Origin of the sequence: Flavobacterium sp. (genome assembly GCF_044338735.1) — a bacterium.
Lineage (GTDB): Bacteria > Bacteroidota > Bacteroidia > Flavobacteriales > Flavobacteriaceae > Flavobacterium.
The window spans coordinates 26608-40531 of sequence record NZ_JBIIWV010000003.1 but is presented as its reverse complement, the minus strand read 5'-3'; the positions used below and the strand labels follow the sequence as shown (position 1 = coordinate 40531).

The window sequence follows — 13924 nt, the reverse complement described above, 5'->3', positions numbered from 1 at the left end:
TTGTGTTAGTTGCAATAGCTGCTGTATTTGTAGCAATATCAGTTGTATTAGTTGCAATGTCAGTTGTATTGGTTGCTATAGCTGCTGTGTTAGTTGCAATATCAGTCGTATTAGTTGCAATGTTTGTAGTATTTGTTGCAATAGCTGATGTATTTGCAGCAATATTAGTTGTATTGGTTGCTATAGCTGCTGTGTTTGTATCAATATTAGTTGTATTGGTTGCAATATCCGTTGTATTGGTAGTTATGGCTGCTGTATTTGCAGCAATATCAGTCGTATTAGTTGCAATGTTTGTAGTATTTGTTGCTATAGCTGATGTATTTGCAGCAATATTTGTTGTATTAGTTGCAATATCCGTTGTATTGGTTGCAATAGCTGCTGTGTTCGTAGCAATATTAGTTGTATTAGTTGCAATGTCTGAATTTATTCCATTGATTTGGATTTGTACATCAGAACTTAGAGTTCCGATATATTGTAATTCTAAATTAGTTACTGATCCATCAGCTAATTTAGTAGCATCAATTCCTGTAGCTAATTTAATATTTGTTACATTAGCATCTGAGATTTTAGATGAGGTTACGGCATTATCTGTAATATCTAAAGTGACAATTGAGTTGTTTAAATTTAATTTTGAATAATCGATTGCTGCATTGGCATTAACATCAATATTCATAATGGTTCCATCAGTTATTTTAGCCGAAGTAATTGTATTATCTGCAACTCCAGCCGCAGCATTTAATGTATCGACATAATCTTTAATTAATTTAACAGATGGGTATTTAGTGGTAGAATTTGCATCCGTTACTATGTTAGTACTTTTATTAGCAACATCTTCTTTTAAAGCCAAAGCAGTATTTGCAGCAGTTTCATTGGCATCCACATCGGCTTGAACTACCGTAATTGCAGTTGTAGCAGCATTTGCGTTTGCAGTAACTGTTGCTTGAAGTGTAGTGATATCTGAGTTAACTGAAGTAAAATTCGTATCCACATAGGTTTTAACTGCATTTTGAGTTGGAAACAAATCATCGCTAGTTCCTAAAGTAGTAGTGGTAGATTTGTTAGCTGCATTTTCTTTGGTTGCCAAAGCATTGTTTGCAGCTGTTTCATTGGCATCCACATCAGCTTGAACTGCAGCAATTGCAGTTGTAGCCGCATTTGCATTTGCAGTAACTGTTCCTTGAAGTGTAGTAATATTTGAGTTAACTGAAGTAATATTAGTATCTACATAGGTTTTAACTGCATTTTGAGTTGGGAATAACTGATCGCTATTTCCTAAAGTAGTTGTTGTAGATTTGTTAGCTGCATTTTCTTTAGTTGCCAAAGCATTGTTTGTAGCAGTTTCATTTGCATCCACATCGGCTTGAACTGCCGCAATTGCAGTTGTAGCCGCATTTGCATTTGCAGTAACTGTTCCTTGAAGTGTAGTAATATTTGAGTTAACTGAAGTAATATTAGTATCTACATAGGTTTTAACTGCATTTTGAGTTGGAAACAACACATCGCTTGTCCCTAAAGTAGTAACGGCAGATTTGTTTGCCGTATTTTCTTTGGTTGCCAAAGCAGGGACAGTAGGAGCAGCAGCCGTTCCACTTAAATCACCCGCTAACTGAATTTTACCTTTTGTAACAGCATCGGCATCGGCAATAGTAGCTGAAGCCACTTGAGCATCAACGTATGTTTTAACCGCATTTTGAGTTGGGAATAACACATTACTAGTTCCTAAAGTAGTTGCAGTAGATTTGTTTGCGGCATCTTCTTTCAAAGCTAAAGCTGCAGCTGTATTTGTTGCATTTGTAGCTACTGTATTTTGAAGTGTCGTAATATTATTTTGTAAAGCAGTGTCTGCTGCAGTACCAGTAGCTTCATTAGCATCAACATCAGCTTGAACTGCCGCAATAGCAGTTGTAGCAGCATTTGCGTTTGCAGTAACTGTTGCTTGAAGCGCACTATTAGCATTATTTACTGATGTAATGTTAGTATCCACATAGGTTTTCACCGCATTTTGAGTTGGAAACAACACATCACTTGTACCTAAAGTAGTAACAGCAGATTTGTTTGCCGTATTTTCTTTGGTTGCTAAAGCAGGGACAGTAGGAGCAGCAGCTGTTCCACCTAAATCTCCCGCTAACTGAATTTTACCTTTTGTAACTGCATCGGCATCGGCAATAGTAGCTGAAGCCACTTGAGCATCAACGTATGTTTTAACCGCATTTTGAGTAGGGTAGAGCACGTCACTTGTACCTAGAGTAGGAGTAGTAGATTTATTTGTAAGTGCTTCTTTAGTATCTAAAGCTGCTTGGGTATCTGCTGAAATAGGTTTTGTAGCATCTGATGTATTATCAACATTGCCTAAGCCTAAGTTGATTCTTGCATCAGTTGGATTATTGGCTCCAGTTCCACCATTGAAAACCGCAACAGTTCCGGATACATTATTTGCCGTTATTGCAGCATAAGCAAATGGAACAGCTGATAGTGGATCATCACTTAAAACGATGTATTCTTGACAATTACCTAATGCATCTAATTCAACTTTTAATGATTTTCGGGTGTTGTTCCAAAGAACAGCATTAAATGAACTAGCATAACCGCCTGTTTGGGTTCCAGTACCAATTAATAGGTTGACCATACCAAATTCATCTGTTGTGGTTTGAATAGTTTCTTGGTATTCCAATTGTGAAAGATCATCTATCAATGAAAATTGGAGACAAACTAAACGATTGGTCATCGGGCTGTTTTGTATATCTTGACCAGGAATATTTTGACCATTCGGAAGATAAATAACTGCTTGATAAGTGATTCCATTTGTTTGTGCATAATAAAATGACGTACAAAAGAAGGCTAATAAGTAAAATAATTTTCTCATAAATGTTTGTCTTTATTCAATTCGAAATATCCTCCAAAAAGGATTTGGTAAGTATTAAATGAAACTTTATCTGGTGTTGGGTTAAGTGAATAGCTTTTTGCTAGATTGCAACCTAAACTTAAATAACCTGTTTTTGAAATATAATATTTTGCATTAACACCCAGTGTTGGTTGTAATAATAAACCAGAAAAATCTTTATTACCCATCAAACTATTTGCTGAATTATTAATTTGCTGTTTTCCATAAACTATAGTAGAAAGGTTAAGTCCAGCCTGAGCACTAATAAATAAATAGAATGAGTCAAAAAATTGATAATCAATGGTGTTTTGTAAACCAATGTAGGATGTTTTCCACTCTAAATTATTGGTTCTAGATTCTCCCGTAGCATTATAATCGTTTAAAGTAATACTAGAAGACCAAGAAAAATCTTTATATTTTAGTGGTAAATTATAACCTAATTCATAACTGGAACCAGTTCCGTTGATTTTTATTTTCTCTGTCATTGGAGAAGTGTTCTTATATGAAAATGAGGTATAGTTTTTACCCATTTTAAAAAATACTCCTTGGGAAAAAATGAAACAGCTGAATAAGCAAAATAAAAAGAGAAATTGTTTTTTCATTATTATTTAGTTTATGTTGTGAATTATAATTTTAGTTTAAAAAACTCGCAAACTTATACAGATAATTAGTAAGTCGCAAAGAACCAAGCAATACCAACAAATAATAAACTAATAATTTAAAAAAAAATAGGATTAATTTACTAAAAAATAATTAAGTAAAAGATATTGAAATAAAAAAACCCGAAACGTTTGTTTCGGGTTTTTGTTGCGGAGAAAGAGGTTCTCGAACTCTTTTGTAACTATCAATGTTTTCAGTACTTCCCAATTTTGAATTTACACAGGGTAACTCATAGGGTAACTACTTTTTTAATGCTCAAAATTATACAACGTAAAATTAGTGTTTTGGTTCGAGAAAAACAAATTTTTGAATCGAAAACTCAATTTTTTTATTTTCGATTCAATTCAATAGTGTGGATTTTATTCCATAAAAAAAGTAATAAATTATATGTAAAAACATGTAATTTTAATTAAAAATCATATTTTATATGTAAATGCATATAATATTACGAATAGGATTAACTATCCAACTCATCAAACTTCGCTTTCATAGTGGGATTATTGTGCGTTAATTTTTTTATCGTTAAATCTTCTGTTTTTTCATTGGCTAAACGAAGATTGTTTTCAGAAGACAATAATGCTGCCTTCGTTTTTTCTAGTTCTTTTATGGTTTTATCAATACCGTCTATAGCCTCATTGAACTTGCGACTGGCTAAATCATAATTTCTTGCAAAACCTTCTTTAAACTTATTCATTTTATCTTCAAAATGGGTAATGTCAATGTTTTGACTACGCACCAGTGCTAATTCAGATTTGTATTGCATCGAACTCATAGCAGCATTGCGTAACAACGTTATGATTGGAATAAAAAACTGGGGACGTACAACATACATTTTAGGATATTTATAGGAAACATCAACAATACCCGTATTGTATAATTCACTTTCCGATTCAAGCATAGAAACCAAAACAGCATATTCACATTTTTTTTCTGTACGGTCTTTATCTAATTCTTTAATGAAATCATCGTTTCGTTTTTTTGAAGCCGTTGTATCTGCTTCATTTTTCATTTCAAACATGATGGAGATGATTTCATTTCCATGTTCGTCAAATTCTTTATAAATATAATCTCCTTTACTTCCAGACCTAGCATCGTTATCTTTTTCAAAATAGGCTTTTGGAAAAGCTGTTGGTCGCAATTTGTTAAATTCATTTTCACAATGTAATTCTAAAGTTTCACCAATCATTTTGGTAGAAAGTTTGGCCTTCATGTCTTTAACACGTGTAATTTCTTCATCTTTGTATTTGATGATGGCTTCTTTATTTTGTAATTCTGTTGTGAATTGTTGTTTTAATGTACTCTCCAAATTTTGTTTTTCGAGTTCTTTGGTTTTAACTTCATTAGCTAATGCATCGCGTTCTTTTTCAATTTTTTGAATGGCTTCAGTTACAGATAGCTTTTTTTGAATCTCAGCATTATCCAGTAGTGCTTTAATTTGAGCAATTTCATTTTCTTTCTTTTGAATAGATTCTTGAAGTGAATTTTTTATAGTAGCTTCTGCTAATTTAATGGCACTTTCTTTTTCTCTTTCAGCTATCGAAAGGCGTTTCTGTATTTCTTCTTGAAACAAATGGTCCTTAATTTGTTTAGCAATATCAGCGTAACCACTCTCGTCGATTGTAAAGGGCGTTTTACAGTTTGGACAGATTATTTCTTTCATTGTATAAATTTTTTAATTTATAATTAGATATTATTTTTTACTATTAATTTTTGATTTTCAATTTCATTAATAATTTCTTGATTCTCTATTTCAATACTAAAATCAAACACATGAAATCCATCTGTTTCCTCTTTAATTTCTAATATAAAATCTCCATTGATAATTACAATATCGTTTCTTTTAATATACTCTTTAAAATGAATTCCAAAATACAATAAATCAGAACCGTTTATGACAATGTTTTTTAAATCACTTGAAACAAAATCATTGTATTTACCATCAGGAGTTACAAAATGCATTTCAATGACACATTTATCATTTTCATTTGGCAGTTTTAAAAGACAATCAATACTTCTTGTGTGAGCATCGTAAACTTTTTTAAAATCTTGTTCATTATACCCTGTTTCTTTATAGGTGTAATTGAATTTACCATTGAAAGTGTTATTTGTTTTCATTTTTTAGTGGTTTTTTAGAAGTTAAACTTGAAGTACTTACTATATCATAGATTAATCCCACGACAATATACAAAAAAGCCAGGAATAAATAAATTTTGTAAAAAATACGAACCATTTCCGTTTTGCCATCAACCAAATGATAAGTTATAACGATATAGAAGAAAGAGCCTATAAATAAGCAAGTGAACAATATAAATGTCCTAGCTTTAACAACCTCTCTGTCATTGTGATTCCATAATAGTTTTACAATACCTCTCGTGGCAAAGTAGAAAATGAAAATTATGATTAATGAGTTCAGATACGAACGAATTGTCTTTTCCATAGCAATAATTTTTTAAAGTTAAAATCCTATTTTAGTACTTGTTGTGGTTTTAATTTCTTCTTTACACAATCTAATAAATAATGATTCCAAGTCGTCATCATCGATTATACATTGCATAATGTATTTTTTCTTGATGTTATAGATTTGTCCGCCTGTAAAGGAATAGTTTTCTAAAACGGTATTTATAGTCAAACTTGACATATTCTGAAAAGCATTGGATAATAAGTTGTATTGTGTTTCTTTCGTTGGTTTCTCAAATTCTACTTTGTACAAGAATCGTCTTTCAAATGCCTTGTCCAATTTTTCTGCATGGTTACTGGTAACAATTGAAATCCCTGTAAATTGTTCCATTTGTTCTAATAAAATATTCTGCATACTGTTGTGGGTTCGATCGGAGGAATGCCCCACATCAACGCGCTTAGAAAAGATACTATCTTCGTTAAAGAATAGGATAGGAGTTAGTTCACATTGATTTGAAAACTCGTAATATTCATCGAAGATTTTCTTAGTATTCTTTTCTGAATCGCCTATCCATTTGTTCGCTATTTTTTCCACATCCACACAAAAAAGAGGACGATTTGTTATTTTAGCTAAGCGTTTTGCTGTTGCCGTTTTTCCAGTGCCTGAGAACCCGTTAAAAAGTATAGAAATCCCTTTTGCTAATCCGTTTTCTGCTAACTGATTTACGACTAATTGATGTTTTTCTTTACTTAATATCTTTTCTATAGTATTGATTTGTGATAACTCTGATTCATTATAAAACAATTCCTCCAAAAAAATATCTTCAGGTAATATAATAGTAGCTGTTGAGTAAGCATTCTTTTTTGCTTTATTGGATTCTTTTTGAAACAAAGCATGAATCGCTTTTTCGGTTAAACCCACAAACTCATCAAACACAAAACCATCTTCGGCCTTTAACAATAAGTCATTCATGATTAACATAGAGGTTTTGTTTGCTATACTATCTCTAAATGCCTTTTGCTTGGTAAAATTATCTTCAATTTGCTTGATGTGATACTCTAAATCAATCTGCTCCTCGTTTTTCTGATGTGAATAGGCTGCAAATAAAAACAGAATTTGATCTTCTAATGTTAATTCTGTATAGCTATTTAACCAATCTAATTCATCACATTTCTTTGCCAATGAAAGTTCTTGCTCGATGCGTTTTCTCATTGTTTCAGCATCATAGCAACCACCAGTTCTTTTTTCATAGATTTCGTTAATATTTTTCAACAGTTTTGTAAAGTTTTCTGCAGGTTTAAATTCCAGTCGTTCTTTTTTGTTATTTAATAAAGCTTCATACACTTTCTCATCCACTTCAAAGGTTTGTTTAATCAACGTTTTACTAAATTTATTTTTTGTAGTTGCCACAACATACCCTTTTGAAATTAAGTTATGCAAAGCTTGATTAATATCTTTTAAACCCGAAAGTCCACCGCCAAAGTATTCCAAGAAAGCATCAATACCCTGTTCTTCTTGACGAATACCTCCTTCAATAAGTAAAGACAATACAACCAATTCTTCGTAACTAATTTTGAAAAATTGTAATAAACTTTTGATTTCAGGTAGGGCGAGTAATTCCTCCTTTTTTGATGTAGTGCCAAAAGCTACCGCTACGATGTGCTCGATACATTTTAATTTGTCAAAGTCTTGATTTTTCATGATTTTGCTTTTTAAATTAGTGCATTAGGAAGGGTTTGAACCTCCATGGACTTTATCAGTCCACACAACTTTAGGTTGTGCGCGTCTACTCTCTGGTTTCTGTGCACCGAAACCAAATTCCGCCACTAATGCTTTTTGTTAGGACAAAATTAATATACAACATAGACAAAAATGTCTTTGTTGTGATATTGAAATTATTATCTTTGTAAAAAAATAGAAAATGAAGACAACAGGAGTATACCAAAATTATAAGTTGATAATTGAAAAAATATTCAATCCTTACAATGACTTTGTCTTAAAATCAGTAGTTTTCGAAAAGTTTAATAATTTTTTATTTTCTGAGGGTTTTGAAAAAAAGAGTTTAAAAACTTTAGATCGAATAATTGACACCATGATTCAGGAAGATTATGAGTTTTTATTTGGTTTTGATGGTCATGAGCGAACTCTAAAACTTAATTTTATACCAAACAAATTGATTCTTAGTCAAGATGAGATTAATGCTTTTCCTTTGATATTTGGGAATATGCAAACAGAAGATGATTTGCCAACCATAAAAAAAATTAAAGAATTAGTTGCACAAGAATATGGTTTTAAAGAAAAAGACTTAATTGATTCGAAGTATTTTGTAAAAACGGAACCTGAAATTAATAATCATGATAAAATCATTTTACTAGCTGGAAAACTAATTTCACTTGCAAAACAAGGTATAGCTGTTAAATATTGCTATAAAAATAAAGAGGGTATTGAAGATTTTAAATACATAGCACCTTTACAAATTAGATTATATGATAGTCGCTATTACTTATTAGGCCTTGATATTGATAGTGAAACTGGGATAGCGAGCGATATTCTAAAAAATTACAGTTTGGACACATTTTTAAATTATGAAGTAGAACAAGCCTATTATGAAACCGAAGATGGGTTAAATGAAACAAAAGAAATCACATTCGACCATGATGCACTTTACAAGAAAAGTGATTTAAACAACAAGTTAAAACATAGTATTGGTATATGGTATGACCCAAATAATGAATTAAGAGTTTTAAGAATAAAATTTTATGATTGGGCTAAAGGAATTGTACTAAATAAAAAGCTCCATCATTCACAAAAAGTGATTGAAAACAAAGAAAATTATGTGATTATTCAAATTGCAGTTTGGGAGAATCACGAAATTGACTTTATATTGGGAAGGTTTGGAAATGATTATAAAATTATAGATTAAAGATTTGGTAAAAAATATTCTTTTAAAAATTTGGCACTTGTTTGCAAGCTTCCTAATCCACCATTTTTAATCCAAATATTTTTCCAGGCTGAGTTTGGAGTAATATTTTTCAAATATTCATCTGATAAAGAATAAAAAACTGAATCATTATCTATTTCATTTTCCGAAATATATTGATTTATTGTATTTGTTAAACAATTACTCCATATTTTAGGACCATTCTTAATATTAAAATGGTAATCTATAATTCCATCTCTAAATTCTAAAATTCCATATAAACCAGAAACAATTAATATGTGTAAGTTTGACTCTCTATTTTTTTTAAAATAAAGATTTTTTAAATCATAACTATAAAAAATACCATCGTATCTTTCTACTGCAGGCTTTAAATTTGGAGTATTTGTCTTTAAAGAATTAATAAAATAACAACTATCAATTGAAGTCAAATTCCCATTTCCATTGATATCTTTAATCATTAAATATTCATTTGAATTAGAATTAATATAATCTATGTAATTAAATCTTCTCAATTCTCTTAATGCCTTCAAATATTTATATGATTCTGAATTAAAATAATTCCTTTCACAAATTTCGTTACCCGCTATTTTTCTATCCGAACATGCAATAATCAATAACTTGTTTTTGGATGTATCTCTTAAACTTTCAAAAGGAAAACTTTCAAATAGTTTTTTAATTTTATTTTCAGCTAACATTGAATTTATTGTTTAATTTAAATTTTAATTATTTAATCTTAATCTTTCTGATATATCATTCCATATATCATCGTTTAAAATTCCATCTGCTCTCCATTTTTTTAAGTCTGAGATACCATCAAAAGAAGAACGTAAAGCTATCTCTAAAATTAAGCGAACTATTGAAGAACCTTCAAGTCCGTTAAAAAGTCTATTTTTAATATTTTCTGGAATATTTCTGTTATTGCCCCCAATCTCTTTATGTAAAACTTTTTCAATTTCTTTAGCCTCATCTTTATCTCTACAAAAAATGACGAATCTTTCAAACTCTCCCTCTGCATATAGCTGGTATAATCTAACAAAAATAGATTTTAAATGACTTGATGTAATTTGATTTTCATTGTCAAAAATAATTTTAGCTCTATTTTTTTTTCCGTGACCCAATACAATTGGAATATTATTAAAAATTAATATATAAACCATATACTTGTCAATTGATAAGTCATTTTTTGTATCAGGTGAAATTATTCTATTAGGATATAATTGTTGAAGTATTTGTAACATATTTTAAATTTTTTACTGCCTTAATTTTTAGTTTCTTCAATTTCAATATTGTTTTTAATGCCTCACTTTTGAGATATTCGCTTAATAATAATCATAAATAATCTAAATTTTATTATTAAAATAGACTGATTATCAAACTCAAATATTATCTACTTGAAATTAATTTTCAAAAACAACTTTCCCTTCATAAGTTACAATTAGACAATCAACATTGTTGCCTGAGCCATTTGGATTTGCTACAGAATTAAAATGTTCGGAATCCTCAGAATCCTCTAAATCACACATAATATCATTCAAAAAATCATAATCATCTTCTTCTTGTTTGTCTTCTAAAAAAGTAACTAATGCTTCAACAGTTTCGAAAGCATCTTCAACTTCAAAGTAATTATGAATAATATTTAATTCAAAAATTTGCTTTTGAACACAGTAAACGGTTCCATAACCGTCATCCATATTTCTTTGTAATGTTATAATTTCATTCATTTTGTTATTTATTTTATATTTAACTCATTAATGTAATTTAAAAATTCTGAAATATTTTTTGGATAATAAACTCCTAAAATATTAGAATCATGAACAATATCTATAACAGGTATTCCATCGTTATCACCTCTTACTATTATTTCATAACTGCTCACATTTATTTTCATTTGAGTTAACCAAAATGTATCTTCTGAATTTCCTTCATCACAATCAAAATCAACTTCAGATGTATTTTTGAATTTATTTGAAACTATTTCCAAAAATTCATTTTCCATTTCATCTAATTCTAATTCGGTAAATTCAAATTTACTGTTTTCGTAAAAATCGTTTAATGCACTCATAATGTTATTTAGTTTAATTTTTTGCAACTCTTTTTTTTGTGTTTGATTACTCCATTTTTAAATATTTGATTTTAGAATAGATTTTTAAATTTATTACTCATATTCCACTAAAATATTACCATCTTTATCAAAATATAATTTAAAAGATTTAGCATAACTGTTAAAAGCTTTATATAGTAATTCTTCATAACTATAAATCTAGTCTTTAATTGCACTTTCTGCTGCAACAGAATTTAATTATTTACAAAATCAAATTTATTTATTGATGTTTTATAATGTAGTCAACATAATAAAATTCTTTATTAAGCATCTTTTCATTTTTATTTTTTATTTCATCATTGGCACTTTTATTTGATAAGCATATTTCTTTTTGCTTTAAACTTATCAATTCTAATTCAAAAAGTTTGTTTACAATTTCTTCAGGTGTATTTGATATATCCCAAACTATTTTTAGTAACTGTTTTTTTAGTAATTCAATTTTATTTTCATAATCATTAATAGAAATTTCTTCTGCAGCTAATTCAAGTTTTGCTTTTTTTATATCATACTCAAACTCTGAAATATACTTTTGCTTATCGATTGAATTTTCAAAACGATTTCCTAAAATTTTATAACTAAATGAAAGTGCCGCATGAATTTTAGGTGCAGAAAATGTATGAAAACTTTTATTTGGCGGATTACGTAATTCTACTGAATTAACTATTTCTTTCAATTCATTGACATTCAATTGATTTAATTCCTCTTCTGTATATATTTTAATTGGTTCACTTTTACCAAAAAAATTATCAAAAAATCTACTCATCGTATTATTTTTTATGTTTAATTCATTTATGTATTTCACAAAATATGAAACTATAATGACTATACTGTTAATTTCAATGAATCTTTAAATAAAATTACTCTATTTTATTTATATTAAACCTAAATTTTTTCTATATAAATTAGTCACTTCAGCGAATGATACATCCTGAAAATTATGGAATAAATTATTAAGATAATCTTCTTCTTTTAAACTTAAATCTGAATTGGCAACTGCAGTAGCAAAACACGCAAGTAGGCAGTCTATTCTATCTTGTTTTTTTAGTTGGTTTAATAAGTTTATAGCAGAAGTTTCATTTAATTCTCCAGATTCCATTTTCTCAACCCAGTCCTCATAAGCTATGTATTTTGCTAATCCTCCATATGAAATTGCGTGTTGCATCTTTTCTCTTGACCAATTACCATCAATTTCAGCTGTTAATCGAACTAAGCATACTATTGCATTTTGTTTGCTTATACTCATAAATAAAAATTTAAGGTTTTACTAAATAAATAATTATTAAAGTAAAGTAGTCAATAAATTTCCTGTTCCAACTTTTACATTAGATGCAGAATAAGTTATATTACTTGATTTATCATAATGTCCTTTTCTAACGTTGGAAGCACTATAAATTACTAACTTATTTCCTTCGTCTCTAATTTCTCCAATTTTTACATTTGATGCTGTTCTTAATACTGTTGTACTCATTTTTTTTTTTTTAATTATTAATTTTTCCTCTTTATTTACTATACTCTATTTGTTTTGCCGGGTTGCCATCTGTTAATTCTAATACTTTTGAAATGTTCCTTCGAAACCACCTTTAACTTTATAAGGTGGATTATAAATTAACATAAATATATTGGCAAAACCTGATAATTTACCAATGCCTTTAAAATAGGTACTAATTTTTCAGGATGCATATGGTCATAAGGATCAAAATAGTCATCATCATATAATTATATATTTCTTACTGCACGTACCTTAAGTTTTTCTGATTTCAAAAATTCTAAACGAATTAATAAATAAGAAAGGCAAACTCCTAATGTCACATTATGCCTATTTTTTACTTCATTTGAACTCCAATAACCATGTACATCATCTGAAAATCCACTATCAAAATTTAAAACATTTACCATAAGTTCTAACTCTTCAATATATGGCATTCTCCATCCGTCTCCTAAATCATTACATGATTTAAGAGCTAAATCCCAGCTCATTGTTATTTCAAAATCTTTAATTGCAGCTTCAAATTTCCGTCCAGTTATTGGATGTTGAAAAGTCAATAATTCGATTTCTGAATGGGAGTTATTATTTGGTTTTAAGTTAATATCATTAGCACTTATTTTTCCTTCTAAGTACATTTCTACTTCATCAATATCAAGACTAAGTTTTTCAGCTTTACGCAAAATAATTTCTCGCTCTTTATCAGTAACTTGTCCATCAGCCAGTGCCATTTGAACTAATTTTTCTATTTCTGGGTGCATATTTTAACTTTTTAAACAAATATATTAAACTCAATCCTCAAAAACAACCCTCAACTCCTTATCCACAATTTCTTTATTTTCACCAAAAGCTACTTGAATATAAAGGGTTGCCTCACGACCAATGAAATCTTCAAAAAAAGGCATTGACATTTGTGGGGTGTATGTATATCTAGAATAAGTTGAAAAATAAGTTGGGTACGCAGGATGATTAACATTAACGTTTGGATTTCGTTGTATTGTATATCCTGCTAAATTCATGATGTTAGTTTGAGTTACCAATTGAGGAAAAGTATAGGTTTGAAAACCAATAGGAATAGGAGTATTCATTTGATTACTATTCCATAACCCTAAATAGGAGTATACAGGGTAGGTCCAAATAACATTGCCTGGAGTAAAGAAAAAATTTGAATCGAAAGCAGTAACTACCAAAGGAACTCCATTAATCACATAATGGGGGTCTAATTCTGCTAGATTTCCTTTTACTGTAAAGTAATTTAAACCAGCATGTTTGACATGCCAAACACCATTGTTATCTTGATATGTTCCTGGATGGCCTAGTGTATCAATCCAAAAATCTGCATTACACGAACCATTAAGGCAAGCCGGTTGCGCGTCTTCATCACTTGAACAGCCAAATAATACCAATGCAGTGATAATTGTTAATACAAATTGTTTCATTTTATTTAGATTTATTCAAAT

At 29.5% G+C, this 13924-nt stretch carries 15 protein-coding genes; 1 reads left to right on the top strand and 14 read right to left on the bottom strand.

Annotation, left to right across the window (positions count from 1 at the left end):
- From ACIQZC_RS00640 to ACIQZC_RS00620, 5 genes are all read right to left on the bottom strand, one after another.
- Positions 1 to 2863, bottom strand: a 2863-nt coding sequence (locus ACIQZC_RS00640; protein WP_396137301.1) for a beta strand repeat-containing protein, incomplete at its 3' end; no start/stop codon positions are given.
- Positions 2860 to 3366 carry a hypothetical protein gene (locus ACIQZC_RS00635; RefSeq protein WP_396137300.1) on the bottom strand — a complete coding sequence of 169 codons (507 nt, stop codon included), beginning with the start codon at positions 3364 to 3366 and terminating at the stop codon, positions 2860 to 2862. The genes ACIQZC_RS00635 and ACIQZC_RS00640, both read right to left, overlap by 4 nt.
- A 632-nt stretch (positions 3367 to 3998) precedes the next feature.
- Entirely contained in the window at positions 3999 to 5201 is a 1203-nt protein-coding gene (locus ACIQZC_RS00630; RefSeq protein ID WP_396137299.1) for a DUF2130 domain-containing protein, read from the bottom strand.
- A 23-nt stretch (positions 5202 to 5224) separates the two neighbouring features.
- Positions 5225 to 5656, bottom strand: coding sequence for a hypothetical protein (locus ACIQZC_RS00625; protein WP_396137298.1), 432 nt, complete (start codon positions 5654 to 5656; stop codon positions 5225 to 5227).
- A 340-nt stretch (positions 5657 to 5996) separates the two neighbouring features.
- The gene (locus ACIQZC_RS00620) at positions 5997 to 7640 is read right to left on the bottom strand and encodes an ATP-binding protein (protein WP_396137297.1); all 1644 of its coding nucleotides are present in this window, start codon (positions 7638 to 7640) and stop codon (positions 5997 to 5999) included.
- A gap of 253 nt (positions 7641 to 7893) precedes the next feature.
- On the opposite strand from ACIQZC_RS00620, the gene ACIQZC_RS00615 reads away from it, so the two are divergent.
- Entirely contained in the window at positions 7894 to 8862 is a 969-nt protein-coding gene (locus ACIQZC_RS00615; protein ID WP_396137296.1) for a WYL domain-containing protein, read from the top strand.
- Here the strand turns inward: ACIQZC_RS00615 and yaaA are convergent.
- The 9 genes from yaaA to ACIQZC_RS00570 form a co-directional block, all read right to left on the bottom strand.
- A complete protein-coding gene (gene yaaA, locus ACIQZC_RS00610) occupies positions 8859 to 9575 on the bottom strand; it encodes a peroxide stress protein YaaA (protein WP_396137295.1) in 717 nt (238 codons plus the stop codon). The genes ACIQZC_RS00615 and yaaA overlap by 4 nt on opposite strands.
- 24 nt (positions 9576 to 9599) lie before the next feature.
- The gene (locus tag ACIQZC_RS00605; protein WP_396137294.1) at positions 9600 to 10118 is read right to left on the bottom strand and encodes a hypothetical protein; all 519 of its coding nucleotides are present in this window, start codon (positions 10116 to 10118) and stop codon (positions 9600 to 9602) included.
- Positions 10119 to 10277: 159 nt separating this feature from the next.
- Positions 10278 to 10601 (bottom strand): hypothetical protein, encoded by a 324-nt coding sequence (locus ACIQZC_RS00600; RefSeq protein ID WP_396137293.1) that lies wholly within the window; start codon positions 10599 to 10601, stop codon positions 10278 to 10280.
- A gap of 8 nt (positions 10602 to 10609) precedes the next feature.
- Positions 10610 to 10942, bottom strand: a complete 333-nt coding sequence (locus tag ACIQZC_RS00595) for a hypothetical protein (protein ID WP_396137292.1) — start codon at positions 10940 to 10942, stop codon at positions 10610 to 10612.
- Positions 10943 to 11201: 259 nt separating this feature from the next.
- Positions 11202 to 11744: a hypothetical protein gene (locus ACIQZC_RS00590; protein ID WP_396137291.1), complete on the bottom strand. Its 543-nt coding sequence runs from the start codon at positions 11742 to 11744 to the stop codon at positions 11202 to 11204.
- Between the two features lie 108 nt (positions 11745 to 11852).
- Positions 11853 to 12224 carry a hypothetical protein gene (locus ACIQZC_RS00585; protein ID WP_396137290.1) on the bottom strand — a complete coding sequence of 124 codons (372 nt, stop codon included), beginning with the start codon at positions 12222 to 12224 and terminating at the stop codon, positions 11853 to 11855.
- Between the two features lie 36 nt (positions 12225 to 12260).
- Positions 12261 to 12449, bottom strand: a complete 189-nt coding sequence (locus ACIQZC_RS00580) for a hypothetical protein (RefSeq protein ID WP_396137289.1) — start codon at positions 12447 to 12449, stop codon at positions 12261 to 12263.
- A 248-nt stretch (positions 12450 to 12697) separates the two neighbouring features.
- Entirely contained in the window at positions 12698 to 13225 is a 528-nt protein-coding gene (locus ACIQZC_RS00575) for a hypothetical protein (protein WP_396137288.1), read from the bottom strand.
- 30 nt (positions 13226 to 13255) lie between these two features.
- A complete protein-coding gene (locus tag ACIQZC_RS00570) occupies positions 13256 to 13903 on the bottom strand; it encodes a hypothetical protein (RefSeq protein ID WP_396137287.1) in 648 nt (215 codons plus the stop codon).
- Positions 13904 to 13924 lie beyond the last annotated feature (21 nt).